Consider the following 26,050-nt stretch of genomic DNA (forward strand, 5'->3'; position numbering starts at 1 on the left):
TTATTTTATTTCAAGTGACTTAAGTAATAAAAAATCATCATAAGTTTTATAAAGGAAAATATACATAGTTATATGAGGAGAAAGGAAGGGGAGGAAAAATTGTGATACAAGAAAAAGAACTCATAAAAGGTCTTACTACAAATGAAGCAGAGAAAAGAATGAAAAACTTTGGGCTTAATGAACTTCAGCATAAGAAAAAGACGTCAGCCCTTAAAATATTTCTTTCACAGTTTAATGATTTTATTGTCTGGGTATTAATAGCGGCAACAATAATTTCAGGCATTATAGGAGATAAGGCAGATGCAGTTACTATACTAATTATAGTTTTTGTTAATGCAATACTTGGTTTCGTGCAAGAGTTCAAGACAGAAAAATCATTGGAAGCCTTAAAAGATTTAGCAGCACCAACATGTAAGGTTTTAAGAGATGGAAGTATAAAAATTATAAATTCTATATACTTAACAATTGGTGATGTTGTTATTTTAGAGGCTGGAGATAGAATTCCAGCTGATGGAATGTTTATTGAAGGTTTAGGAATTGTTGTGGATGAATCATTATTAACTGGTGAATCAGTAGGCGTTGATAAAGATACTAATGGAAAAAATAATAAGGGATTTATGGGGACTACAATTGTCAAAGGTAGGGGATTATTTAAAGTTGATTCTATTGGTATGAAAACAGAAATGGGAAAAATAGCTGATTTGATTCAAAATATTGATGAAGAAAAATCACCTTTAAATAAAAAATTAGATTCTCTTGGTAAAGTATTAGTAGTTATTTGTTTAGTAGTATGTTTTGTTGTAACTGTTATGGGTATACTTAGAGGAAATGATATAACAGAAATGTTTTTACTTGGAGTTAGCTTAGCTGTAGCAGCAATTCCAGAAGGACTTGCTGCAATAGTAACAGTTGCCTTGGCGTTAGGTGTATCAAGAATGCTTAAGAGAAATGCATTAATAAGGAAACTGCCGGCAGTTGAAACTTTAGGTTGTACATCTGTAATATGTTCTGATAAAACTGGAACACTAACCCAAAATAAGATGACAGCTAAAGAAGTTTATTTAAATGGTAGGATATATGAATTAGAAAAAGAAAAGTTAAATGATTATACAAAAATGATGAAAGCTTTTATTTATTGTAATGATTGTAGTTATGATTTTACTAAAAAAGATATGAAGGATGTACTTCATGGAGAGCCAACAGAAACAGCATTAATTGAGATGTTCTTTAAAGAAGTAACTCCACTTAAAAATTTTGTATCTAATGTGGAAAGAATATATGATATTCCTTTTGATTCAACAAGAAAGATGATGTCAGTAATAGTTGATGATGGAGGAAAAGAATGTTGCTATGTTAAAGGAGCACCTGAAAGAGTAATAGAAAAATGTTCATTTATATTAGAAGATAATAAAATAAAGCCTTTAACATATCAAAAGAAAAAACAAGTTGCTACTTTTATAGAAGCAATGTCATCTAGAGCTTTAAGATGTATAGCATGTGCATATAAAGAAGAGGGACTAGTTAAAGGGGACAAACTGGAAGAAAACCTTATATTTCTAGGAGTAGCTGGAAGTATTGATCCACCAAGAGATGAAGCTAGAGATTCAGTAATTAAATGTAAGCTTGCAGGAATAAAACCTGTAATGATAACAGGTGATCATAAAAATACTGCACTTGCAATTGCAAAATACCTAAATATATGTAATAGTGAAGAACAAGTATTAACAGGGGAAGAAATTGAAAATATAAATGATGATGAGCTTGCTAAGAAAATAAATAAAGTTAGAGTTTTTGCAAGAGTTTCACCAAATCATAAATTAAGAATAGTAAGAGCTTTTAAGAAAAAAGGAAATATAGTTGCGATGACAGGTGATGGAGTAAATGATGCACCTGCTATAAAGGAATCAGATATAGGAATTGCAATGGGAATATCAGGAACTGATGTAACAAAGGAAGCATCATCAATGATACTTATGGATGATAATTTTTCTACAATAGTGGCTGCTGTTGAAGAAGGAAGAATAATTTATGACAATATAAGAAAATTTATTAGATACCTTTTATCTTGTAATCTTGGTGAAGTTTTAACAATGTTTTTAGCAACATTGTTTTATTTACCAAATCCATTAAGTCCTATACAGATTTTATTAGTAAATCTTGCAACAGATGGTTTACCAGCAATTGCACTTGGTGTAGATCCTCCAGATAAAGATATAATGAGGCAAACTCCAAGGGAAAAAGATGAGAGTATATTTGCTAGAGGATTAGTAGAAAAAATAGTAGTTAGAGGTGCACTAATAGGAATATGCACTTTACTTTCATTTATGATAGGTAGATACTATGGAATGGATTTAGAAACTTGTAGAACATTAGCATTATGTACTTTAGTAATGTCTCAGTTAATACATGTTTTTGAATGTAGGTCAGAGAGACATTCTATATTTGAAATAAAATTATTTACTAATCCTTATTTAGTAGGTGCTGTTTTAGTATCAATAATTATGATTACTTCAGTTTTATATGTTCCATTTTTAAGAGAAATATTCCATACAGTAGCATTATCACTTAGTCAATGGTTAATAGTAATGTTCTTCTCAGGAATAATAGCATTAATAAATAGTGTATATTTATTGATTAAAGCTAAATAGGCTATGTGAATATTTTAAAACAAAACTTCTTTGTTCATAATCTTAAAAATAATAAAATGCTATATTTTAAAACAGTGTTGATATTATAGTATAAGAGCGAACTGGCATTGGAATTTACTTTTTAGAACTCTTAAGTGAGAGTCAAAAGTGAGAATCCAAATTTTATATTTGGTTCTTCGAACTTTCACAGAGTGCAATTTTATATTTTGTTACTTGAACTTACTCAGCGAATGTACATGAGTCGAGTTTCCTTTTAGTCTTACAATTAATTGCTTGTCAGCAATCTTTGATTGGGAATATGGATTAATTGGACTAAGATTTATTTTAGAGTTCTTAAAGTAGATTCCTCTGTCCAAGAGCTTTATACTACAATATCAACATTCAATTAAAATATAGCCTAATAAAAAAAACTCCTTTTAGGAGTTTTTTATTATCTTCTCATCATTTTAGTAGCTTGTTGACGAGATTTTCTTATTTGACTATGATCTACAGGTATTAAATCTTTCTTAGTAGTAAGATTTAATACATTCATTATTTGTACAGCTTCTGTAGTATCTTTTTTCTTTATTTTTTCACCTTTAATTCCCATAATTATAACTTTGTGACCTTGTGAAACAGTAATAAATTCAGGTTTCTTAAACCATTTATTTTGTTTGTAGAAACATTTAACTACAGCTTTACCTACTTCAGGCTTAACTACCATTTCTACTAATAATTTGTGAAATATAAAGTAACTTTTTTCAAAAACTTTTACAGATAAAACAGTCCCTGAAGTACTTGTAATTCTATCTCCATATTTTTCAAGATATGCGTCTTGAAAATATTTATTAAACTTACCACTGAATTTTTCTTTTAAACCCATATGAACTCTCCTTTTTTAGCATGAATTTCTTTAAAAAACAATTATTCCATTATATCTAATTTATTATAGCATAATACTTAGTTAACTACCATATATATTAAGCTTTTCAAGAATCTATAGTATGTTATGCATATATTTAAGTATGATACAATTATATAGTTAAATTTAAGAAAAAATTAATTTTATAGACACAGAGATGACATAAAGAATTTATACAATTAATATATAAATTAAGTAATATATATATAGTATAATATTAATGTAGTTAAACTATGTTTTAATTTGATATGATATTTAAAAATATAGTTTATATTTAAGGTTATTATTTTTGTGTTTAGGGGGAGATTATAATAGATATTAATACAAAACAAATTTGTGATATGACCATAGATAATTATGTTAATGCTAAAGAGAGATTAAGATATGATGGAGATTATATTAATCATTTTTCAGCTTTACTTAATGGATATTATAATAGAGAAATTCCTTTTGAAGAGGTTAAAAATATACGTAAATTTATTAAGGACAGTACGTCTAGAATGTCTCCTTTTAGAGGGGACATGTTATACATATTATCTTTTTTAATATCATGTAATAATGATTATAAAAACAATAATATGATTATTCTTGAGATAATAGAAGTGTTTGATTTGTTAATAGAACAAAATTTTAAAGATTCGGAGTATTTGATTTTATCAGCTTATGCAATAGTAAAATATGTAGACTTGAAAAATAGAAAGAACATTATATATAAAACAAAAGATATATTTAATATTATAAAATCTAGATATAATAATGTAACAAAAGAAGATGATTATTTATTTTGTACTCTACTAGCTATAAATTGTTCGGAATTTAATTCAATGACAGAATATATGGAACTGGTTTTTGAATATATGACTAATTTAGAACTATTTTCTAATAACGGTGTACAAGGACTAACTAATACTATATTGTTAAACAGTTATGAAGATGCAGCATACAAAACAGAAGAACTTTTAATTTCTTTACAAAAAAATGGATTTAAAATAAGTCATCAATTTGTAAGTCTACTTGGTGCTTTAGTAAAGAATCAAGATTCTGAAGAAATTATGAATAATATGAGAGAAGTTATAGATTATCTTTGCAGTGAAGAAATTGAATATGAATTTTATATAGATAAGGGATTCAGAGATATGATTGCCTTAATCATTGTATTTACAAGTAAAATAAACGGAAATGTAAAATATTTAGATGAATTGTTAGCATTTAGTACTTATACATTTTTAGTAAGCAAAAATCAAGGTGTTTTGAATGAAGTATTAGCTTAAAACATATTCAAATAATAAGAAGCAGTTGACTTTAAAATTTGGTAGTATAAACAGAGTTTCTACTCTAAAAATATATTTTTAACTTAAGTTTATAGAAAAAATAAAAAAGTATATCTATTTTCTAAGTTAGAGAATATTAATATTATATATACTACTAATTTGAGGAGGAAACTGCTTTTGAAGGTTTTAATCAAAGTTAAGTCTTAAAACAAACTTCAAAGTGGATATAATTTATGAAAAAAGAGTTAACTCCAAGCGAAGTTATTTTTAATTGTTCTTTTAAGGGTTTACCAGGCGATGAAGAGTTTTTTGAAATGCCTGAGGTAAAATCAAGGTTAAAGGAAATAGAACGAGCTTTAAAAATCAAAAAAGATGGATACAATTTATATTATGTTGATTCGTTTTCAAAAGATAAACTAACGGATTTAATAGATTTTGTTACAAGTATATATGAAGAAGAAGAATCACCAAAGGATATCTGTTATGTAACAACTGATAATTCACTGAATCCTAAAGTGTTATTCTTACCTAGTGGAAAAGGGACTTTGTTAAAAGATAAAGTTGAAGAAATTAAAAATGAATATTTTGATTGTATATTTGAATTTTATAATGGATCATCAGATGTTGAAAAAGAGATTATACTTCAAAATATAACTAGGAAAAGAAATGATTATATATCTGAAATAATGAATGCAGCAAAATCATATAATTTTGATGTTAAAGCTACAAATGGAGGATTTGTATTTATTCCATTAAAAGAGCAAGGAAAAGAAATGACAGAAGATGAATATGAAGATTTAGAAAGCGAAGCTCAAGATATAATTAAAGAACAAGTGGGAGAATTAAAAAAACAAGCAAAAGAGGTATTAGAGAAATTAACTAAACTAGAAAAGGATTCTATTAAAGAACTTAAAGCTATTTATAAGGAATATTTAAAGAATGCTATGATGGAAAAAAAGAATGACTTATTATTTGAATTTGTAACTGATGAAAATGTGTGTTTATATCTTTCACAAATGTTTGATTGGATTGAAGAAGAGGTAGTTAAATGTTACACAATAAGCCTTGAAGATGATGAACAGGAACTTGATCAGTTGTTTATGAAATATCAAGTTCATGTTCTTGTAGATAATAAGAATATTCCTCATCCTAGAGTTTTTTTTGAAGAAGATCCAACTATAAATAATTTAATAGGCAATATAGAGTACAAAAGTAACAATGGGAATTATACTACTGATATAGAGTTAATACATCCTGGAAGTTTATTAAAGGCTAATGGAGGATGTTTAATTATAAGATTGAATTCTTTGTTAAATAGTGGATATAGTTATTATTATTTAAAAAAGGTATTAATGCTTCAAAAAGTAGATTATAGTTATACTAAAACGTATTTAGATGTTTTATCTATAGAAGGGTTAAAGCCAGAGCCTATACCTATTAATGTAAAAGTAATTTTAATAGGAGATTATGAAAGTTTTAATTTTCTATATGAAAGAGATGAAGACTTTAAACAAGTATTTCCATTAAAAGTAGAGGCAGATGCTGAACTTAAATACAATGATAATTCAAAGACTTTAATTGCAAGATATATTCAAAAGAAAATAAATAATGAAAATCTGCTAGATATAGAACAAGATGCTGTAGAAGAGATATTTAAAGTTTTATCAAGAATTACTGGTGATAGGGAAAGAATTTGTATTGATGATTATGAAATAAATAAAGTATTATATTTATCTAATCATAAAGCAATTTCTGATGGTAGATTTACAATAAGTAAGGATGATATTAATAGTATTTGTCATAGCGGAGAAGAGAAAATTCGTGAAGAAATTTTAGATAGTTATAAGAATAGTAAAATATTACTATCTATTAGTGGCGAAAAAATTGGTGCTATTAATGCATTGGCAGTATTTGGAACAAAACTTTTTAGTTTAGGAAGGCCTATGAGAATAACATGCTTAGCTCTTAAAGGAGATGGCAGAATAATTGATGTTCATAAAGAATGTAAACTTAGTGGAAATATTCATGAAAAATCTATAGCTATATTGAGAGGGCTAATAACTAATTTATTAAGTCCATATGAAAGATTACCAATAGATTTTCAATTGAGCTTTGAACAGACTTATTCATTGATCGAAGGAGATAGTGCATCTGTTGCAGAAGTAATATGCATGCTTTCTGCACTCAGTAAGAGACCAATAAGACAAAATATTGCAGTTACAGGATCTATAAATCAATTTGGAGATATTCAACCAATTGGTATGGTAAATGAAAAGATTGAAGGATTTTTCACTGTATGTAAAGGCTTAGATGATATAGAAGATAAGGGTGTATTAATTCCAAGCATAAATAAAAATGAATTAATTTTAAATACTGAAGTGGAGGAATATGTTAAAAATGGTGAATTTCATATTTATACAATGGATGCACTAGAGGATGCAATAGAAGTCCTTATATTAAAACCAGGAGAATCAGTTAAAAGTTTTTATAAAACTATTGAAGATGAACTTTTAAAATATAAGACTGTTAAAAAGAAAAAATAAGATACATGAAATAAAATAATGGGTTAAAGATAAATCATATATTTTATTTCAAACAAGGAGACAAGATCAGTTAATGGCGAGCTATTAGCTGATTTTGCTGATGGAATATGAGAGATGCATACAAGCGTACTGGTCTATTATTTTTTTGAATATGCTTAAGTAAGTATAAATTATATACAATTTAATATAAAAGAGATATTTTGTTTAATAAATTTGAAATTTAAATTTTAACAAGATATCTCTTTTATTTTTTTATTCTTTAGGAAATTATATATTTTAAAATCTGTGATAACTTCTAGAATATCTTGTTTTAGAGGTATTATAAGTACCACCTAAAGGATAAAAAACAATCATAAAAATGTGATTTAGTTGTTTTATTTTCATATATTATTGAATAATTAGGAAAAAATGTAATAAAAAATTGACGTTCAATAAAATAGTATGTTAAAATATGGTAAAGATTAGTAATAAGTATTAAATAAGGAGGTGAATTACTCTAAGGAGAACTTTAGGGTAATGATATATGAATTTAAAGTTTGAAAAATATGATGATATTTTAATTATTACTCTTGTAGGGGAATTAGATCACCATAGTGCTGAAGAAGTTAGGGTCAAAATTGATGATAGAATGGATAGAGACAATATAGAAAAGGTTATTTTAAATTTTTCAGGTGTAAGTTTTATGGACAGCTCTGGTATTGGAGTTGTTGTTGGAAGGCATAAAAAGATATCTAATAAAAAAGGAACTCTATGTATTACAAATGTTAATACAAATGTTAATAAAGTATTTGAATTAACAGGTTTATATAAGGTTGTTAAGAATTATAAGACTATAGACGAAGCAATAAGATGCATTTAGATGGAGGGTTTTATGGTGTATGATAATAAAATGAGTGTAGAATTTTTAAGTAAATCTCAAAATGAAGCTTTTGCAAGGGTAGTAGTTGCAGCATTTGTTTCTCAACTTGACCCAACAATTGCAGAGTTAACTGATGTAAAGACAGCTGTATCAGAGGCAGTAACTAATTCTATAATACATGGATATGAGAATAGAGATGATGGAACAATTAGGGTTGAAGCAGAAATTCATGATAGTGAAGTAACTATTATAATAATTGATAAGGGTAAAGGTATTGATGATATACCAAAGGTTATGGAACCATTATATACATCACGTCCTGACTTAGAAAGATCAGGAATGGGATTTACAGTAATGGAAACATTTATGGATAGTTTGTTAGTTGAAAGTGAAGAGGGAAAGGGTACAAGGGTAATAATAAAGAAGAAATTTGACACAGTAAGTTAGGTGGAAAATATGGAAAAAGGGAATTTAAAAAGAGAGGAATATAATTATAATGATAATGCAGAATTATTACCTTTAGCTAAATCTGGAGATAATGCTGCTATGAACAAATTAATAGAGATTAATTTACCATTAGTGTCATCTATTAGTAAAAAATTCTTAAATAGAGGTTATGATTATGAGGATATTTTCCAGATAGGCTCAATAGGATTAGTTAAAGCCATAAATAATTTTGATTTAAATTATAATGTTAAATTTTCGACTTATGCAGTTCCTATGATAATAGGGGAAATTAAGAGATTTTTAAGAGATGACGGAATGATTAAAGTAAGTCGTAATGTTAAAAGTTTAGCAAAAAGAATACATTTTGACAAAGAGGAATTAACAAAAAAACTTAATAGAGCACCTACTATAGAAGAATTAGCAGAGTTTTCAGGTGTAGATAAAGAAGAAATTATATTTGCAATAGAGTCTGCAACAAGTCTGCAATATCTTTATGACACTATACATCAAGATGATGGAGCACCAGTTTTACTAATAGATAAATTGAGTGAAAAAGGTGAAGATGATATTGGAATGATTAATAAAATAGCTCTTAAAGAGGCTTTAAGAAGCTTAGATGAAAAAGCACGGCAAATAATTATTCTAAGATATTTTAAAGATAAAACACAAGTACAAGTAGCAAAATTATTGGGTATAAGTCAAGTACAAGTTTCTAGAATTGAAAAAAAGGTACTTTTAAAAATGAGAGAAAAATTAGAAGAGTAATAGATTATATTTTAAAGAGTGGATTTTGATAAGTCTACTCTTTACTTTTTTTATAATAAGTAATACATAATTGTACCTTTTCAACTGTTAATTCTGCATTAAGCGTGGCATGTTTATTTTAATATTCCATAAATTAACATAATTAAATTTTGTAAATTTACAAATAATAAACTTACATAAAATAAATTTTAAATAATGAAATTTTATTATTTATTTACTAATCTTTATAAGGGAGAGTGATAAGTTTTGTATAAAAACGAAAAAATAATAAAAAAAAAATATGAGAAAATGGCAAAGCAAGTTGAGCCAAAGCCAAAGATACTTTTAGATTGTGCTAAAGCTTTTTTTGTTGGAGGAGCAATTTGTACAATAGGACAATTTATTGATAAGTATATTTCAACATTAGGATTACCAGATGAACAAGTTAAAACAATAGTTTCTATAATTATGATATTTCTAGGAGCTTTATTAACTGGTATAGGTATATATGATAAAATAGCTCAATTTGGAGGTGCAGGAACGGTAGTTCCAATAACAGGATTTTCTAATGCTATTGTTTCACCTGCGATAGAATTTAAAAAAGAAGGTTTCATTTTTGGAGTAGCAGCAAAAATGTTTACTATTGCAGGCCCGGTACTTGTATATGGAGTAGGATCTTCTGTAATTATAGGTATAGTTTATTATATAATTTCAGTATTTTAAATAATATTAAAAATATAATTGATAATAAAAATAGGTATGTTGTAACTGAATATTGATATTTTAGTATAAGAAAAATTTTAATATCATTTTAAAACTTAACTTAAAAGTTAAATTATTAAATTGTATTAATGTTAAGGTGGGTGTAAACATGAAAATAGATAGTAAAAAAATAGGAAGTCAAACTGTAAGATTAGATAGTCCTCCTAAAATAATTTCTGCTTATTCAATAGTGGGACCTAAAGAAGGAGATGGACCTTTAAAGGAAAGCTTCGATCAAATATTAAATGATGATACTTGTGGTAAAGATAGTTTTGAAAAGGCTGAAAGTGAAATGATGTTTACAGCGATAAAACAGGCATTATCTAGAGCAAGTCTTCAAGAAACGGATATAGATTATCTTTTTGCAGGTGATTTATTAAATCAAATAATTTCGTCAAGCTTTGCAGCTAGGGAATTTAATATTCCCTTTTTTGGGTTATATGGGGCATGTTCTACTATGACAGAGTCTTTAAGCTTAGCATCAATAATAATGGATGCTGGATGTGCAAAATATGTAGTTGCAGCAACATCATCACATTTTAGTTCGGCAGAAAGACAGTTTAGATTTCCACTTGAATATGGATGTCAAAGATGTGCAACTTGCCAATGGACAGTAACAGGATCAGGGGCATTAGTATTAGGGCATGAAGGAAACTTTCCGGAAGTTACTTATGTTACAACAGGTAAAGTAAAAGATTATGGACAAAAAGATCCTAATAATATGGGGGCTGCAATGGCACCAGCAGCTGTAGATACTTTGGTAAGTCATTTTGAAGATACAGGAAGAAAACCTAGTTATTATGATATTATTGCAACTGGAGATTTAGGTAGCGTCGGAAAAGAATTAGCAGACAAATTAATACAAGAATATGGTTATGATATAAGATCAAATCATATGGATTGTGGAGAAGCAATTTTTAACAATCAATTACAAAAAACAGCAGCAGGAGGAAGTGGATGTGGATGTTCTGCAGTTGTATTTACGGGTCACTTATATAAAAAATTGATGAGAAAAGAAATAAAAAATGTATTGTTAGTATCAACAGGAGCTTTAATGAGTCCAACATCTTCTCTTCAAGGAGAAAGTATCCCAGGGATAGCTCATGCAGTAGCAATAGAAATGAAGTAAGTATAGATAGAAAGGATGATATAAATGGAGTATATAAGTGCGTTTATAGTTGGTGGTGTTATTTGTATAATAGGACAGATATTAATGGATACCACAAATTTAACTCCAGGGAGAATTCTGGTATTGTTTGTTACCATTGGTGCTATATTAGGTGCATTTGGATTATACGATAAATTAGTTACTATAGGTGGAGCAGGTGCAACAGTTCCGCTACCGGGATTTGGAAATACATTGGCTAAAGCAGCGATAAAAGAAGTTAAGGAAATAGGTTTACTTGGAGCATTTACAGGGGGCGTTAAAGGAACAGCAGGTGGAGTTACTGCTGCAATTTTCTTTGGATATTTAATGGCTTTGATATTTAATCCTAAAACAAAAGAATAGAATTAACTTTATTTTTAATCTTTTAGCATTTATACTATAAATAAGGAAGTTTGCATTTTTAGGACATTAAAAAGTTAATATAATTTTTATATTATTATTTTTATTTTTTAATATCTAATTTATTAATTTAGATGGGGGGATATTTTGAATAAGTATTGTAATAATACTTGGGCTCAAGTTGTGGAAATGCTAGATAGTAACGAACAGGCAGGACTTAGCAGTATTGACTGTGAGGCTAGAAAAGAAAAGTATGGCACGAACAAAATTGATTTACCAAGTGGAAATAGAATATCAAGAAATATAATAAATACAGTTAAACAAGTACATATAATATTATACCTAGTTATTACAGTATTACTATTTATTTTAGGAAGCAATTTTTATAAATACATTATATTAGGATTTCTAATAATAAATGTAGTAGGAAGTATACTTTATAATATTAAAAGAGATAAAGAAATAGGATTTTTAGAAAAATTAAATTTTGCAACTTCGATTGTAATAAGAGATGGTAGAGAATTGTTATTAAAGTCAGAAGAAATTTTAATTGGAGACATAGTAAAATTTAAAAAAGGCTCTTTAATTCCAGCAGATATAAGAATAATAAAAGCTACAGATATAAAAGTTGATGAAAAAAATATAACTGGTGAGGATTTTTATAAAGAAAAATTTGAAAGTAAAATAAGTGGATCAATAAATTCACTTGGAGAAATGAAGAATATACTTTTTAAAGGGTCTGTAATTAAAGATGGTGAAGGGGAAGGAATAGTAATTTCTACAGGAAATTCAACTCAACTAGGAAAATTATTAGCGATGTTGACTTATGCAAGTAATAGAAAACACACATTGCTAGAGAAAATTCAAAAAAAGTGGGGGAATTATTTATTATCATCATTTTTAGTATTTGCTTTAGGAATATTATTAACAGGAAATTTAGAAAAATATCATAATGAAGTAGAAATGGGTCTTCTAGTGATTACATGTATTCCAATTATTATAATTGCAATGTTAACATTTAAAATTATATTAAAACAGTTTGAGAATCAAGATATTAATATAATAAATTTTTCTGCTTTTGACCTTATAAGTAATATTAATGTTATGTTCTTAGATAAAATTGGAGCAATAACTAAAGAAGAAATGCTAGTTAATAAGTTTTTTACAGATGGCAAAATAATATTTTCTAAAGACATAGATTATTCAAAAAACATAAATGTAGGAAGAATATTTGATATTTCTTTATTATGTAACAATTCAACATATAATATTGAAGAGAATACAGGTGAAGGAGACTTAATAGAAATAGGATATTTACAATATGCAGCTAAGAAAAAAGTATATAAGTCTATTTTGGATGGTAAAAATTTCAGAATAACTGAAATTCCTATGGATTCTGATAAGAAGATGTTAACAATATTAAATAAAATGCAGAAGGGCTATAGAGCTAATTCACGTGGAAATCTAGATTCAGTTTTAGAGAGATGTACTCATATAATGTTAGATGGAGTAGAAAAGGAACTTACTGATGAAGAAAAAAATAAAATAAAAGATATGGATATAAAGTTTTCAGCTGAAGGGTTAATAACTCAAGCATTTGCATATAGAAATTTTAGTTATCAACCATCCACAGATGAAAATATAGAAAGTAATATGGTTTTTGTTGGAATAGTGGCATTGGAAAATCCTCTTACAGATGATATAGAAAAAAGAGTAAGTGAAATAAAAGACAATGGGATAATACCTATTTTGTTTACTGAGGAAAATAAAATAAGTGCTATTACAATGGCGAAAAAAGCTAAAATTATTTATAAAAATGACCAAGTAGTATCAGGAATAGAATTAGATTCTCTAAATTCTCAAGAATTAATAGATTTAGTAGGAAAGGTAAGAGTTTTCTCTAGAATAAATCCAGAAATAAAGTCTCAAATAATAGCTTTATTTAATAAAGATGGATATAGAGTAGTTGCAAGTGGAGAAACTTTAGGAGATTTACCTTCAATAAATTTATCAGAAGTAGGTATTTCAAAGGGAAATTCACCTCTAATAGTTAAAAAAGTCTCAGACATATATGTAAAAGAAAACTACTTAGATGGATTCTTTAAAGTAAGAGATTTTGCAAGAAAGTTTAAAGAGAATTTAAATAGAGCATTTAAAGGTATATATTCAATAGTTTTTGCTGAATTAATGATTTTATTAAGTAATATTATATTAGGTCATAATCAAACATTAGATTTTACAAATATTATATTCATTAATATGTTTTTATTTGTACCATTAGGTTTAATGTTTATATTAAAAGAAAATGGACAAGACGTCAAAAACAACCAGATGATAGGAAGAGCACTACTACTAACAGTGGCTACGATATTTACGACATATATGGCAAATGATAATCAAAAAACATTGTTGTCATTAATTGTTTTATCAATAGGAGCAATATTATTTGCAGCATTTAATAATAATATATCAATAAAGAAAAATTCTATAGAGAGAAAATTGTTACTTGTTTCTTTATTAGCAAGTATAATAGTTGTATTAGCAATTGTTTTAATTAAAAACATTATCTTAACTAAAGCAGTAATAATTAATTTAGCTATTACAATAATAGTTTTAATTATATTTGAAATTTTATTTAAAAGATGGCAAAACTCATTAATGAGGTGAGCTATTTGTTTTCAAAAAGAATTAGTGAAATAAATAATCCAATTGTATATATGTTTGTAATATTAGTATTGTCATGCACTAGTTATGGGTTATTTAATGATTTTAAGGAGCTTACAATCTTTATTGTTGGCTTCTTTTTTATATCAATAATTATTTATTGCGGATTTAATTTTACTATTTTAATGATTTTAGTTTTTATCTTAGGTTTAATTATCAATATATCTTATTATAGTATAGATTCTAATATAGATTCATCTATTAGAATATTAAGAAAAAATTCATATGAGATTACCGCTGATTATAAAGGTAAAAAATTAATTTTAGAAACTAATAATAATGTTGAAGTAGGAGATAAATATAAAATTAATTCTAAAGTAATAAAATCACAGGAAAAAAGTAGGGGGATAGTAGGGAAGGTAAGAACTAATAATACAAATAAGGTTGAACAAGATTTTACAACCAAACTTTATAAAATTAAAAGTAAAGTATATTATATGTTAAAAGAAAATTTAGGTCAAAGAAAAGCGGCATTAATATCATCAGTAGCATTTGGATATTCTGATTATTTAGATAAAGAAGATAAAGACGATATGAAAAACTTTGGAATAATTCATACTATTAGTGTTTCAGGCTTACACGTTGCTATAGTTTATGTATTTTTAAAAAATTTCTTAGGAAATAAGGTGGGATTAATAACTACCATAATATATGTTATATTTACTGGATGCAACTATTCAAGTATAAGAGCATTTATAATGCTTTCTTCGCTGGAGATAAGTAAAATTATAAAAAGAAATAATAATTCTCTTTCAGCATTATGTTTATCTGGTATGGTATTAGTATTAATTAAACCTTATAGTGTTTTTGAAGTATCATTTCAGTTATCTTATTTAGCTACACTCGGAATAATAATTTTTAATAAGAAATTAAACAATTATTTTTATAAATTACCTGATAAATTAAGAAAAGTTGTAAGTATTAGTTTGGCAGCTCAAGCTTTTACTTTTCCTTATTTAGTATTGGTATTTAAAGATTTTTCAATTAATTTTATAATAGGTAATTTAATTTTAGTACCTTTTATTAATATTATAGTAATAACGGGTAATATATTGCCAATAGTATATATTTTTCCTAAAGTTTTTGATTTCTGTAGTTATATTAATTTGATTATTATAAAAACATTTGATTGGAGTTTAGATAAATTAGGAAATTATTCTTTACCTATGTTTTATGGGAATGAATATGTAGCTACATTTTATATAGCTATGTTTATAAGTATTTACTTTATAAATAAAAATTATAAAGAATTTATTTATTTGCCAGCAATATTTATATTATTAATTGCTGTTCAAATATACAGTCCTATTCCTAAAATTACTTATTATAATGAAGGTGCCTTATTAATTAGTTATAGGGGAGATAGGGCTCTTATTACTAATAAGAATAACATAGATATAAAAAGGCTAAAAAAGGCCACTATGTCAAATAAGGTATATAGAAATAATAAAATAATTAATATAAAGAATATAGGGAAAATTAAAGAAATAGGTAAAAATTATTCTTTGGAAACTTCAAATAACCGATATATATTAAAAATTAGTAATTCTAAAATCTCTTGTTTAGAGTATGATATAATAAATTTTAAAGATGAAAAAACAAATAAAATATTTATACTAAAAGATAAAATAATTTTAAGTATTTAAATATAAGGCACATTCAAAAAATAATAGACCAGTATGCTCATTTATTTTGTGTGATACTGCGTAAGCAAATTTAGCTAATAGCTCGTTATTAACTAAATTTACTTCCTTGTCTTACACAAAATATACAACGCCTTTTTGATCTATTATTTTATTTCATGTACCTAATCTATAGGTGTTAGTATTTGTGTTTTAGTATTGGAATTAAAATATAGTTAAACATAAGAAAGGCGGATTAATTTGATTGACTATGAGGTTTTTGAACGAGAGATTGAAAAAGGTAAGATAAAAAATTCATATATATTTTGTGGATTAGACGAAGAACTTATTAAAGATGGTACAAATGCTCTTATAAAAAAAGTATTAGGAGCTGACACGGATGATTTTAATTTAATAAAACTAGATGGAATGAAAACAAATTTTGATGAAATAATAAATGCTTGTGAAACATTTCCTCTTATGAGTGATAAAAAGATTGTTTTTGTATATAGGGCTAATTTTTTGAGAGATAAAACTGATGAAGCTTCAAAAAAAACATACAAAAATCTTAAAGAATATGTAGCTAATATGCCACCGTATACTGTATTGATAATGTACTATTTATTTAATGATAAAAGGGAGAAAGCAAATAAAAATAAAAAGTTAAATTCATTAGATAAATTAATAACAGTTGTACAGTGTGATAAATTAAGAAGGGATGCTTATATAAAAAAAATAAATGATATTTTTAAAGAACGAAAAAAAAACATAGGAAAAGCTGAACTTATATATTTTTCAGAAAAAGTGCAAAATAACTTTGATATAATAAAGAGAGAGATTGATAAACTTATATCATATACTATGGAAAGAGATATAAAAAAAGAGGATATCAATTTATTAATATCAAATTCTGGAGAAGAAGATGTTTTTGATTTAGTAGAGTTAATAGCTCAAAGAAAGATTGAATCTGCAATGGATGTAATGAGAGAAATTTTATATAAGTCCGATCAACATATGCTAATAATAAATAATTTGGAAAGACAGTTCATAAGACTTTATGAGATAAAAACAGGATTAGCTAGTGGAGATAAAGTACAAGATTTTATTTCAAAATTCAAGTTACCCAAATTTGTATGTGAAAAATTAATTTCTCAAAGTCATAGATTTTCAGAAAAACAATTAACTGAACTTATAAAATTATGTGTGAACACAGAAAAAAATCTAAAATCTAGTAGTATAGATAAAACTATGGAGATGGAATTATTACTTATTAATACTTTAACTGTAAAAAAATAAATATATATGTTACGTAAATTATAATATCCACCCTGTATTAAAATAGTGTGGAATAAAAATAAAAAGCTATTTTAAAAAATATAGCAAAATAGAAAAGTGTAAATAAATAACCCACCAAAATTGGTGGGTTTATCAGATTACGCCATAGCGTTTAACTTCGCAGCTAATCTAGACTTCTTTCTTGCAGCCATGTTCTTATGAACAACTCCATTTGAAGCAGCTTTGTCTAATGACTTAACAACTGATGTAAAAGCAGTTTTAGCTTCTTCAACGTTGTTAGCAGCTACAGCAGTTTCAAACTTCTTGATTACAGTTTTTAACGCTGATTTAATCATTCTATTTCTTAAAGTTTTAGTTTCAGTAACTTTAATTCTTTTCTTTGCTGATTTTATGTTTGCCATTCTTGATTCACCCCCTTAAAATTTTATAGGGCCCCTGCAGCTTTTGGGGATATCTGCGTATCTTTTAATTTCAACAAACCTTATTATAGCATTGAAAGTTATGTAATTCAAGTATTAAATTCAAACATATAGGAAAAATAATATCAAGTAAACTTATAGTGAGGTGTAATTTGATGATAAATGTTAGAACAGATTTGGCAATTGAAGCAAGAGAAATGTATATTAAAAAGCATAATCACAATAAAGAAATAGATGGAGTTATTGTTGAAGAAGAACAAGAAGGAGAGATAAAATTTAGTACTGTAACGATTAAAAATGAAGATGGGGCTAAGAAGATAGGAAAACCTATAGGAAATTATATAACAATAGATATTCCTGAATTCACTGTTTATGATGGCGGTATAATGGATAGTGTAGCTAATGTTTTAGCAAAAGTATTAGAAAGATTAATCCATGTAGATGAAAAGAAAACAGCTTTGGTAGTGGGACTTGGAAATTGGCAAGTGACTCCAGATGCTTTAGGACCAAAGGTTGTAGAAAAAATAATGGTTACTAGACATTTGCAAGTTGTAATGCCAGAAGCTATAGATGAATCTGTAAGACCTGTATGTGCAATAGCACCTGGGGTTTTGGGAATAACAGGAATTGAAACGGGAGAAATTATTAAATCATTAGTGGAAAAAGTAAAACCAGATTTAGTAATTTGTATAGATGCTTTAGCATCTAGAAGGATTGAAAGAGTAAACAGAACTATTCAAATATCTGATACTGGAATATCTCCAGGTGCTGGGGTTGGTAATAATAGAAAAGAAATAAGTGAAAAGTCATTAGGTGTAAAAGTAATTGCAATAGGAGTCCCAACCGTTGTTGACGCGGCAACTATTGCTAACGATTCAATTGATTTAGTTATAGATGAATTAATAAGTAAAGTTTCTTCAGGAAAAGAGTTTTATAATATGTTAAAAGATATTGATAGAAATGAAAAAGAAGCGCTTATAAAAGAAGTATTGTCTGCAAATGTAGGTGAATTAATAGTAGCACCTAAAGAGGTAGATATGATAATAGAAGCTCTTTCTAAAATAATAGCAAATGGAGTAAATATGTCTTTACAACCTAATATGGATATGGAGGATATTAACAAGTTTTTAAGTTAGCATATAATTTAAAACTGTGTGAAAGTTAATGTTGTTAAAGGTAAAATTTGGATATTGACTTTTTACTCTCATTTAAGATTATTATAAATTTTATTAAATTTATAATAATTATGTAAATCCCCTAATATAAATATAAAAGGAGCAAGGGGGGATTAACTTGTATAAACTTACTGCAGGAAGAAACAATCTTAAACATAGGAATAATGGAAGTAAATTAGGTTCAGAAATTAATATGAGTTTAATTGGATTAATAATTTTAGTATTTATATTTTTTATTAGAGTTGGAGGTGTATTAAAAAATAATAATGAAAGAGGCGGATTTGCATATGTTCAATTATTAAACTTAGGAATGCCAATTGTTGAAACACAAGTGTATAAGGAAGAAAATTACGCAGAAAATAAATTATCAATAAAGAATATTTGTTTAAAAGCAGTTGGTTTAGATAATTTAACTTATGAAAGTATAATAGAAAGCGAAGTTGGATTTTTTAATAAATCAGACAACATAAATAAAGATAATTCAGTAACTTTTAATCAATTTAATTTGAATGAGGATAGTGTTTCTAAGGTATCTGCAAATACATCATCTTCAAATACTAAAATTTATAATCCAAGTTTAAAAAAACAATTAAATGCATCAAAGCCTGAAGTATTAATATATCATACTCATACAACTGAAAATTATTCGGAATGTTCAACTGGAGATACAACTGATGAAAATGCTAATGTTGTTGGTGTTGGTGATACTTTAGCAAAAGAGCTTGAAGAGAATTATGGTATTTCTGTTATACACGATAAAACTAATCATAGTGTTTCATATAACGATAGTTATTCTAGATCAAGTGAAACAGTTGATAAATATTTAAAAAAATATAATAATTTTAAAATGATAATAGATTTACACAGAGATTCAGTTCCAGATAAAGAAGCTATGACTACTCAAGTAGAAGGAATGAATGCGGCTAGGATTATGTTTGTAAATGCTAAAAATAGCACTAGATATGAAAAAAATAAACAATTAACAGAAACAATTTTTAATAAGACAAATGAATTATTCCCAGGCTTATCAAGAAAAATATTTACTTATAATAGAGGAAAAAATGCATTTAATCAAAGCAAATGTGATGGGAGTGTACTTTTTGAAATGGGGTCTGATGTAAACTCTATTGAGGAAGCAAAAGTTACAGCTAGGTGCATGGCTAGGGTTATAGCAGAGATTTTAAATAAATAAAGAATTAGTTATTAATGAATATTTATTTTTAAACTTGACAATTATTTAGATAAGGCGCATGCCGAAAGTAAAATCTAAGAGGTGATCTTGTTGAGAAAAATAAATAGACATTATATAATAAGGAAAGTTTTACCGGCTTGTTTATTGGTCATTTTTGTGATGACTGGGTTAATAAAAATAAATATAATAAATACTAAATCTTTATCTCCACTTGGAAATACTAGTGAAAATTATCGATTAGTTAGTGAAGAATTTGGAGAAGATTTTTCCAATTTTATTAAAGATAATTCATGGGTGAAAATATATAAAGAACAAGGTGATGATATACTAGTTAGAATGGGAAATAAGGATTTTAAGATTACCAATAAATCTATTTTCACTAAAGCAGTAAAAGGATTGGGTAGTAAAATAGAAAGTGGTTTTAACGGTGCAAAAGAGACTATATATGATTTGAGTAATAAATTAAAAAACTCAAAAGAGGAATACTAGTTTTAGTTCAAACTACAAGATGAAATGTGATTATTAAGTTTATTATTAAGGATTAGATAAATTTTGATAGCAAATTTAAATATATATATGTTATAATTTAGGCACTTGAAAAAATAGAATTCCAATACATAAAAGGCATTGGTTTTATTTGGTTTCAAATGCCTTAGGCACAATCAAAAAATAACAAGTCCACTTGCTAGCCTAGTTTTCATCATGCTGCATCGTCAAATTGACCTAATAGGAACACTATGAGGACAATTCATCTCCTTGCCTGATGAAAAATATCCATTGCAATTTTGGAATTGTTATTTAGTTTCATGTGCTTTACTTATTAATTACAATGGGGGTGAATAAACTGTCTTAAGAAGACGGTTATATATATGAGTGAAAGACAACAACATATTAGAAATTTTTCAATAGTAGCACATATCGATCATGGTAAGTCAACACTTGCAGATAGATTGCTTGAGACAACAGGTACATTAACTAAAAGAGAGATGGAAGAGCAAATTTTAGATAACATGGAAATTGAAAGAGAAAGAGGAATAACAATAAAATCTCAAGCCGCTAGATTGGTATACAGAAGACCAAATGGTGAAGAGTTTATATTAAATCTTATTGACACTCCAGGCCATGTAGATTTTACATATGAAGTGTCAAGAAGTTTAGCGGCATGTGAAGGTGCCTTATTAGTAGTTGATGCAACACAAGGTATTCAAGCACAAACATTAGCAAATTGTTATTTAGCATTAGATAATGATTTAGAGATTGCACCAGTTATAAATAAAATAGATTTACCATCAGCAAGACCGGAAGAAGTAAAACAAGAAATAGAAGATGTTATAGGTATAGATGCAGAAGCATCACCTATGATTTCAGCAAAAACAGGACTTAATATAGAACAAGTTTTAGAGCAAATTGTTGAACAATTACCAGCTCCAAATGGGGATGAAGAAGCACCGTTAAAAGCATTAATTTTTGATTCTTATTATGATAGTTACAAAGGTGTTGTATGTATAGTTAGAGTGCTTGATGGTAAAGTTAAGCCTGGTGATAAGATAAAACTTATGGCAACAAATAAAGTTTATGATGTTACTGAGGTTGGGGTATTTATCCCAAGTCCATTACAAATACAAGAATTAAGTGCAGGAGATGTTGGATACATAACAGCATCAATTAAGAATGTTAGAGATGCAAGAGTTGGAGATACAATAACAGAAGCCAATAGACCAACAGAAAAAGCATTACCAGGATATAAACCTGCTATACCTATGGTTTATTCAGGAATATATCCAGTAGACGGTGCAAAATATGATGAATTAAAAGAAGCATTAGAAAAATTACAAATAAACGATGCTGCCTTAAACTTTGAGCCAGAAACATCAATTGCATTAGGATTTGGTTTTAGATGTGGGTTCTTAGGATTATTACATATGGAAATAATTCAAGAAAGAGTAGAAAGAGAATTTAATTTAGATATTATTACAACAGCACCATCAGTTATATATAAAGTAATTAAAACTGATGGAGAAATATTAGATATTACAAATCCTACAAATCTTCCACCAATGACAGAAATAGATTATATGGAAGAGCCAATTGTAAAGGCTTCTATCATTACTCCTACAGATTACGTTGGAGCTGTTATGGAATTATGTCAAGAACGTAGAGGAACATATATTGATATGCAATATATAGAAGAAACTAGAGCAGTTATAAATTATGATATTCCATTAAATGAAATAGTATATGATTTCTTTGATACTTTAAAATCAAGAACTAGAGGATATGCTTCTTTAGATTACGAATTTAAAGGGTACACTAGAACTAAGTTAGTTAAGCTTGATATTTTATTAAATGGAGATATTGTTGATGCATTATCAATGATAGTTCCTGATGAAAGAGCATATCAAAAAGGAAGAGGAATAGCTGAAAAATTGAAAGAAATAATTCCAAGACAAATGTTTGAAGTACCAATTCAAGCTGCTATTGGAGGTAAAATTATAGCAAGAGAAACTGTAAAAGCTATGAGAAAAGATGTATTAGCTAAATGTTATGGTGGAGATATTTCAAGAAAGAAGAAGTTACTTGAAAAGCAAAAAGAAGGAAAGAAGAGAATGAGGCAAGTAGGTTCTGTTGAAGTACCTCAAGAAGCATTTATGGCTGTATTAAAGGTTGATTAAAACAAGAAACAGAAAACTATTAAGTAAAAGGCTTGACCTATGGTCGGCCTTTTTATTTTAGGAGGAAAAAATGAAAGAGATATCGTTATATATTCATATTCCATTTTGTAAGCAAAAATGTCTGTATTGTGACTTTCCTTCATATGCAGGAAAAGAAAAGCTTATGAGTTCATATATTGATGCTTTAAATAAAGAGATTATTGAAAAAGCAAAAAAATATTTAATAAAAAGTATATTTATTGGCGGAGGGACACCTTCATATTTAGGTGTTAAAGAATTAAAAAGTTTGTTGCAGACAATTAATAAGTTAAATTTAAAACAGAACTTAGAATTTACCATGGAGTGTAATCCAGGAACTCTAGATGAAGAAAAATTAAAAACTATGAAACAATATAATGTGAATAGAATAAGTATGGGATTACAGTCTACAAAGAATTCTATATTAAAAAGTATAGGAAGAATACATAGTTTTGAGGAATTTGAAAACAACTATTTATTAGCAAGAGAAGTGGGATTTAAAAACATAAATGTAGACTTAATGTTTGGACTTCCAAATCAACCTTTAGATGATTGGAAAGAAACTTTAAAAGAAATAATAAAGCTTAAACCAGAGCATATTTCAGCATATAGTTTAATAATAGAAGAAGGAACATGTTTTTATAATTTATATAATAGTAATAAACTTAATTTACCAATAGAAGATGAAGAGAGGAAAATGTATTCTTATACAAAAAAAATTTTATCTAGTAATGGTTATAATCAATATGAAATTTCTAATTTTTCTATAAATAATAAAGAGTGCTTTCACAATAAAGTCTATTGGAAAATGGAAGAATATTTAGGTCTTGGAGTGTCAGCGAGTTCTTTTATTGATAAAAAACGTATTAAAAATCTAGATGATATAGAAACTTATATATTAAATATAGAAAATAATAAAAGTGTAGATGAAGAAATTCATTTAAATGATATTAATGATGATATGGAAGAATTTATGTTTATGGGACTTAGAATGATAAGTGGAATAGAAGAGGAAGAGTTTAAAAAACGCTTTAACCAAGATATAGATAAGGTTTATGGAGATGTTATTAATAGAAATATTAAACAAGAATTATTAATTCGTAATAAGGGGAGAATATATTTGACTTCTCATGGGATAGAAGTCTCTAATTGTGTAATGAGTCAATTTATATTATAAAATATAATAAGTCACATTCAAAAAATAATAGATACCAGTAAGCCAGTCTATTTTGTGCCATACTGCATCAGCAAATTTAGCTAATAGCTCACTATTAACTGAACTTGCTTCCTTGTTTGACATGGAATATACAACACTTCTTTGGTTTATTATTTTGTTTTATGTGCTAAGTATAGAAAAAAGAAGTAAAAGTGAGAAAAATAAAGATAAATGATTAAAAACTATGATATATCAACAGAGGTAAAAAATATTAAATGTAAATAGAATTGACAAAAAACACGATAAATAATATATTTAAAACATAGTCATTAGCACTCGTGGATAGTGAGTGCTAACAAAAGAGGTGAGATTATGACTATTGATGATAGAAAAATAAAAATACTTCAAGCTATTATCAATGATTATATTCGTACTGGAGATCCTGTTGGTTCTAGAACTATTGCCAAGAAGTATGATTTAGGAGTTGGTTCTGCAACGATTAGAAATGAAATGGCTGATCTTGAAGATATGGGATACTTAGAACAACCACATGCTTCAGCAGGAAGGATACCATCTAGTAAAGGATATAGATTATATGTTGATAAGCTAATGGTAAACCAGTTTTTAACACCTGAAGAAGATATGAGGATAAAACAATATATTATTGATTCTGCAATGTTAGAAGTTGATAAAATAGTTAGACAGACTAGTGCTTTGTTATCAGAATTAACTAATTTAACTTGTGTTATGCAAACACCTTCGGTTAAAAAAAGCATTATTAAGTCAGTTCAGCTATTAAAGATAGATAATCATACTTTAGTATCAGTGATTTTAACAGATACAGGAGTTATAAAGAATCATATGCTTAGAATTAATAATGTTCCAGCTATTGAAGAGTTAAATAAAATAAATGCCATGATTAATAGAAGACTTGTTAACCTTTCAATAGAAAAAATTAATCTTGAAGTTATTAATCAATTAAAAGAAGATTTATGTGGGTATGATGAAGTATTTAATGCACTTTTACCTGCTTTATATGAAACATTAAATGAGTCAGATTCATCAGATGTAATTATGGAAGGAACAACTAATATTTTTAACTATCCAGAATACAATGATATTGAAAAAGCTAAAGAAATGCTTGCTCTTTTAAATGATAAAGAAGCGCTAAAAGATTTATTTCAAACAAGTGATGATATTACAATTAGAATAGGGGAAGAAAATTATAAGCCACAAGCTAAAGAATGTAGCGTAATATCAGCTGAATATTCTTTAGGGGATAGGCCTATTGGTACAATTGGATTAATTGGTCCAAGAAGAATTAATTATTCAAGAGTAATAGTAATAATGGCTGAAATTGTAAAAGAATTAAATAATATTTTAAAAAATCAACGCTTATAGATTATAAGATAGAGAGAAGGAGTGTATTTACAATAATGGAATACAACGATGAAAAGTTAGAAAATAATGTAGATATTGATGAAACAATTGAAGATGTAAAAGAAGAAAATATTGAATCTAATGAAGAAGAGATAGATGTGACACAGGATAATAAAGAAAATCAAACTTTAAATCAAGATTCAAATAATGAAGAGGATGAGCTTGAGATGCTAAAAAAACACAAAGAAGAAAATAAAAAATTAAAAGAAGAAATAGAAGCATTAAATGATAGATTGTTAAGAGTGACTGCTGAGTATGACAATTATAGAAAGAGAACAACAAAGGAAAAACAAGGAATATATGGAGATGCATGTGTAGATGTATTAAAGGAAATAGTTCCTGTTCTTGATAATCTTGAAAGAGCTATTGAAGCAGATGGTAGTGTTGAAGATCTAAAAAAAGGTGTAGAGATGACTATGAAAGCTTGTAAAGATTCTTTTGAAAAATTAGGTGTTGAAGAGATAGATGCATCATCAGAGTTTGATCCAAACCTTCATCAAGCAGTAATGCATATTGAAGATGAAAATTTAGGTAAAAACCAAATAGCTGAAATTTTCTTAAAAGGATATAAAAAAGAAGATAAAGTTATTAGATATACAGTAGTTAAGGTAGCTAATTAATAATAGCCTATAAGCAGGCTAGTTAAAATATATA

General features: G+C 27.0%; 22 protein-coding genes. 19 read left to right on the forward strand and 3 right to left on the reverse strand.

Annotation, left to right across the window (positions count from 1 at the left end; all coding sequences use genetic code 11):
- Positions 1-101: 101 nt before the first annotated feature.
- The gene (locus ACYUET_RS15505) at positions 102-2,648 is read left to right on the forward strand and encodes a calcium-translocating P-type ATPase, PMCA-type (protein ID WP_460281115.1); all 2,547 of its coding nucleotides are present in this window, start codon (positions 102-104) and stop codon (positions 2,646-2,648) included.
- 430 nt (positions 2,649-3,078) lie between these two features.
- Here ACYUET_RS15505 and ACYUET_RS15510 read toward each other — a convergent pair whose 3' ends face one another.
- Complete coding sequence (locus ACYUET_RS15510) at positions 3,079-3,510, reverse strand: hypothetical protein (protein WP_460281117.1); 432 nt, start codon at positions 3,508-3,510, stop codon at positions 3,079-3,081.
- Positions 3,511-3,890: 380 nt separating this feature from the next.
- On the opposite strand from ACYUET_RS15510, the gene ACYUET_RS15515 reads away from it, so the two are divergent.
- The 11 genes from ACYUET_RS15515 (at position 3,891) to holA (ending at position 17,324) form a co-directional block, all read left to right on the forward strand.
- The gene (locus ACYUET_RS15515; protein ID WP_460281119.1) at positions 3,891-4,820 is read left to right on the forward strand and encodes a DUF4003 family protein; all 930 of its coding nucleotides are present in this window, start codon (positions 3,891-3,893) and stop codon (positions 4,818-4,820) included.
- Positions 4,821-5,053: 233 nt separating this feature from the next.
- A complete protein-coding gene (locus ACYUET_RS15520) occupies positions 5,054-7,363 on the forward strand; it encodes an AAA family ATPase (RefSeq protein WP_460281121.1) in 2,310 nt (769 codons plus the stop codon).
- A 523-nt stretch (positions 7,364-7,886) separates the two neighbouring features.
- Positions 7,887-8,222, forward strand: coding sequence for an anti-sigma F factor antagonist (spoIIAA, locus tag ACYUET_RS15525; protein WP_460281123.1), 336 nt, complete (start codon positions 7,887-7,889; stop codon positions 8,220-8,222).
- 15 nt (positions 8,223-8,237) lie between these two features.
- Entirely contained in the window at positions 8,238-8,669 is a 432-nt protein-coding gene (gene spoIIAB, locus ACYUET_RS15530; RefSeq protein ID WP_460281256.1) for an anti-sigma F factor, read from the forward strand.
- Positions 8,670-8,678: 9 nt separating this feature from the next.
- On the forward strand, positions 8,679-9,434 hold the full coding sequence (sigF, locus tag ACYUET_RS15535) for an RNA polymerase sporulation sigma factor SigF (protein WP_460281125.1): 756 nt from the start codon (positions 8,679-8,681) through the stop codon (positions 9,432-9,434).
- Between the two features lie 246 nt (positions 9,435-9,680).
- Positions 9,681-10,136, forward strand: a complete 456-nt coding sequence (gene spoVAC, locus ACYUET_RS15540) for a stage V sporulation protein AC (protein ID WP_460281127.1) — start codon at positions 9,681-9,683, stop codon at positions 10,134-10,136.
- A 148-nt stretch (positions 10,137-10,284) separates the two neighbouring features.
- Positions 10,285-11,304 carry a stage V sporulation protein AD gene (gene spoVAD / locus ACYUET_RS15545; RefSeq protein WP_460281129.1) on the forward strand — a complete coding sequence of 340 codons (1,020 nt, stop codon included), beginning with the start codon at positions 10,285-10,287 and terminating at the stop codon, positions 11,302-11,304.
- A 24-nt stretch (positions 11,305-11,328) separates the two neighbouring features.
- Positions 11,329-11,685, forward strand: a complete 357-nt coding sequence (spoVAE, locus tag ACYUET_RS15550) for a stage V sporulation protein AE (protein ID WP_460281131.1) — start codon at positions 11,329-11,331, stop codon at positions 11,683-11,685.
- A gap of 144 nt (positions 11,686-11,829) precedes the next feature.
- On the forward strand, positions 11,830-14,349 hold the full coding sequence (locus tag ACYUET_RS15555) for a P-type ATPase (protein WP_460281133.1): 2,520 nt from the start codon (positions 11,830-11,832) through the stop codon (positions 14,347-14,349).
- A gap of 5 nt (positions 14,350-14,354) precedes the next feature.
- Positions 14,355-16,052, forward strand: a complete 1,698-nt coding sequence (locus ACYUET_RS15560; protein WP_460281135.1) for a ComEC/Rec2 family competence protein — start codon at positions 14,355-14,357, stop codon at positions 16,050-16,052.
- Between the two features lie 237 nt (positions 16,053-16,289).
- Positions 16,290-17,324: a DNA polymerase III subunit delta gene (holA, locus tag ACYUET_RS15565; RefSeq protein WP_460281137.1), complete on the forward strand. Its 1,035-nt coding sequence runs from the start codon at positions 16,290-16,292 to the stop codon at positions 17,322-17,324.
- Positions 17,325-17,461: 137 nt separating this feature from the next.
- Here the strand turns inward: holA and rpsT are convergent, their stop codons facing one another.
- A complete protein-coding gene (rpsT, locus tag ACYUET_RS15570) occupies positions 17,462-17,725 on the reverse strand; it encodes a 30S ribosomal protein S20 (RefSeq protein ID WP_460281139.1) in 264 nt (87 codons plus the stop codon).
- Positions 17,726-17,898: 173 nt separating this feature from the next.
- Between rpsT and gpr the strand changes: the two genes are divergently transcribed.
- From gpr to hemW, 5 genes are all read left to right on the forward strand, one after another.
- Positions 17,899-18,879, forward strand: a complete 981-nt coding sequence (gene gpr / locus ACYUET_RS15575; RefSeq protein WP_460281141.1) for a GPR endopeptidase — start codon at positions 17,899-17,901, stop codon at positions 18,877-18,879.
- Between the two features lie 157 nt (positions 18,880-19,036).
- Positions 19,037-20,110 carry a stage II sporulation protein P gene (locus tag ACYUET_RS15580; protein ID WP_460281143.1) on the forward strand — a complete coding sequence of 358 codons (1,074 nt, stop codon included), beginning with the start codon at positions 19,037-19,039 and terminating at the stop codon, positions 20,108-20,110.
- A gap of 90 nt (positions 20,111-20,200) precedes the next feature.
- Positions 20,201-20,599 (forward strand): hypothetical protein, encoded by a 399-nt coding sequence (locus tag ACYUET_RS15585; protein ID WP_460281145.1) that lies wholly within the window; start codon positions 20,201-20,203, stop codon positions 20,597-20,599.
- A 380-nt stretch (positions 20,600-20,979) separates the two neighbouring features.
- The gene (gene lepA / locus ACYUET_RS15590; RefSeq protein WP_460281147.1) at positions 20,980-22,782 is read left to right on the forward strand and encodes a translation elongation factor 4; all 1,803 of its coding nucleotides are present in this window, start codon (positions 20,980-20,982) and stop codon (positions 22,780-22,782) included.
- A gap of 70 nt (positions 22,783-22,852) precedes the next feature.
- On the forward strand, positions 22,853-23,977 hold the full coding sequence (gene hemW, locus ACYUET_RS15595) for a radical SAM family heme chaperone HemW (RefSeq protein ID WP_460281149.1): 1,125 nt from the start codon (positions 22,853-22,855) through the stop codon (positions 23,975-23,977).
- On the opposite strand, the gene ACYUET_RS15600 is transcribed toward hemW, so the two are convergent.
- Positions 23,972-24,100 carry a hypothetical protein gene (locus tag ACYUET_RS15600; RefSeq protein ID WP_460281151.1) on the reverse strand — a complete coding sequence of 43 codons (129 nt, stop codon included), beginning with the start codon at positions 24,098-24,100 and terminating at the stop codon, positions 23,972-23,974. The two genes, hemW and ACYUET_RS15600, sit on opposite strands and share 6 nt — an antisense overlap.
- Positions 24,101-24,328: 228 nt before the next feature.
- Here ACYUET_RS15600 and hrcA point away from each other — a divergent pair, with 228 nt between their 5' ends.
- Both hrcA and grpE read left to right on the forward strand, forming a co-directional pair.
- Positions 24,329-25,357, forward strand: a complete 1,029-nt coding sequence (gene hrcA / locus ACYUET_RS15605) for a heat-inducible transcriptional repressor HrcA (protein WP_460281153.1) — start codon at positions 24,329-24,331, stop codon at positions 25,355-25,357.
- 35 nt (positions 25,358-25,392) lie between these two features.
- Positions 25,393-26,016 (forward strand): nucleotide exchange factor GrpE, encoded by a 624-nt coding sequence (grpE, locus tag ACYUET_RS15610; RefSeq protein ID WP_460281155.1) that lies wholly within the window; start codon positions 25,393-25,395, stop codon positions 26,014-26,016.
- The last annotated feature ends 34 nt before the right edge of the window (positions 26,017-26,050 follow it).

It is taken from the genome of Clostridium sp. CTA-5 (assembly GCF_054768135.1).

What these genes read in the sequence shown, in the direction of transcription:
- ACYUET_RS15510 (WP_460281117.1), bottom strand. Translation starts at nt 3,510, where the DNA reads ATGGGTTTAAAAGAAAAATTCAGTGGTAAGTTTAATAAATATTTTCAA.
- ACYUET_RS15515 (WP_460281119.1), top strand. Translation starts at nt 3,891, where the DNA reads ATGACCATAGATAATTATGTTAATGCTAAAGAGAGATTAAGATATGAT.
- ACYUET_RS15520 (WP_460281121.1), top strand. Translation starts at nt 5,054, where the DNA reads ATGAAAAAAGAGTTAACTCCAAGCGAAGTTATTTTTAATTGTTCTTTT.
- spoIIAA (WP_460281123.1), top strand. Translation starts at nt 7,887, where the DNA reads ATGAATTTAAAGTTTGAAAAATATGATGATATTTTAATTATTACTCTT.
- sigF (WP_460281125.1), top strand. Translation starts at nt 8,679, where the DNA reads ATGGAAAAAGGGAATTTAAAAAGAGAGGAATATAATTATAATGATAAT.
- spoVAD (WP_460281129.1), top strand. Translation starts at nt 10,285, where the DNA reads ATGAAAATAGATAGTAAAAAAATAGGAAGTCAAACTGTAAGATTAGAT.
- spoVAE (WP_460281131.1), top strand. Translation starts at nt 11,329, where the DNA reads ATGGAGTATATAAGTGCGTTTATAGTTGGTGGTGTTATTTGTATAATA.
- rpsT (WP_460281139.1), bottom strand. Translation starts at nt 17,725, where the DNA reads ATGGCAAACATAAAATCAGCAAAGAAAAGAATTAAAGTTACTGAAACT.
- gpr (WP_460281141.1), top strand. Translation starts at nt 17,899, where the DNA reads ATGATAAATGTTAGAACAGATTTGGCAATTGAAGCAAGAGAAATGTAT.
- lepA (WP_460281147.1), top strand. Translation starts at nt 20,980, where the DNA reads ATGAGTGAAAGACAACAACATATTAGAAATTTTTCAATAGTAGCACAT.
- hemW (WP_460281149.1), top strand. Translation starts at nt 22,853, where the DNA reads ATGAAAGAGATATCGTTATATATTCATATTCCATTTTGTAAGCAAAAA.
- ACYUET_RS15600 (WP_460281151.1), bottom strand. Translation starts at nt 24,100, where the DNA reads ATGTCAAACAAGGAAGCAAGTTCAGTTAATAGTGAGCTATTAGCTAAA.
- hrcA (WP_460281153.1), top strand. Translation starts at nt 24,329, where the DNA reads ATGACTATTGATGATAGAAAAATAAAAATACTTCAAGCTATTATCAAT.
- grpE (WP_460281155.1), top strand. Translation starts at nt 25,393, where the DNA reads ATGGAATACAACGATGAAAAGTTAGAAAATAATGTAGATATTGATGAA.